The sequence below is a fragment of the Arcobacter sp. genome, from assembly GCF_050300555.1.
In the GTDB taxonomy this organism is placed as follows: Bacteria; Campylobacterota; Campylobacteria; order Campylobacterales; family Arcobacteraceae; genus Arcobacter.
On sequence record NZ_JBNKXY010000143.1, the window covers coordinates 1 to 697 of the forward strand.

The window sequence follows — 697 nt, forward strand, 5'->3', positions numbered from 1 at the left end:
CTACACCACCTGTCAACACAGCAATATCTTCTAACATCTCTTTTCTTCTATCACCAAATCCTGGAGCTTTAACAGCCGCCACCTTTAGAGAGCCTCTCAAACGGTTAACAACCAAAGCAGCCAACGCTTCACCATCAACATCTTCTGAGATGATTAATAATGGTTTTCCAGTTTGTGCAGCACTTTCAAGAACTGGTAATAATTCCTTCATTGCTGATATTTTCTTATCATAAATCAGAATATAAGGATTATCCAATTCTGCTTCCATTTTTTCTGTGTTGGTTACAAAGTATGGAGAAAGATATCCTCTGTCAAATTCCATACCTTCAACAGTTTTAACTTCTGTATCAGTACCTTTTGCTTCTTCAACAGTGATTACTCCATCTTTTCCAACTTTTTCCATTGCATCAGCGATCATAGCGCCTATTTCGCCATCGTTGTTAGCAGAAATAGTGGCTACCTGAGCAATTTCATTAGAATCTTTGATTGGTTTTGATTGCTTTTTAAGGTCTTCAACAACAGCTATAACAGCTTTATCGATACCTCTTTTAAGATCCATTGGGTTGGCACCAGCAGCAACGTTTTTTAAACCCTGAGTAACGATGGCTTGAGCCAAAATAGTAGCAGTAGTTGTTCCGTCTCCTGCATCATCAGCAGTTTTTGAAGCAACTTCTTTTACCATTTGCGCCCCCATGTT

General features: G+C 38.9%; 1 protein-coding gene. It reads right to left on the bottom strand.

Annotation, left to right across the window (positions count from 1 at the left end):
- Positions 1-697: chaperonin GroEL (gene groEL, locus ACQY5W_RS13160; protein WP_428025431.1), on the bottom strand; the 697-nt coding region annotated here is incomplete at both ends.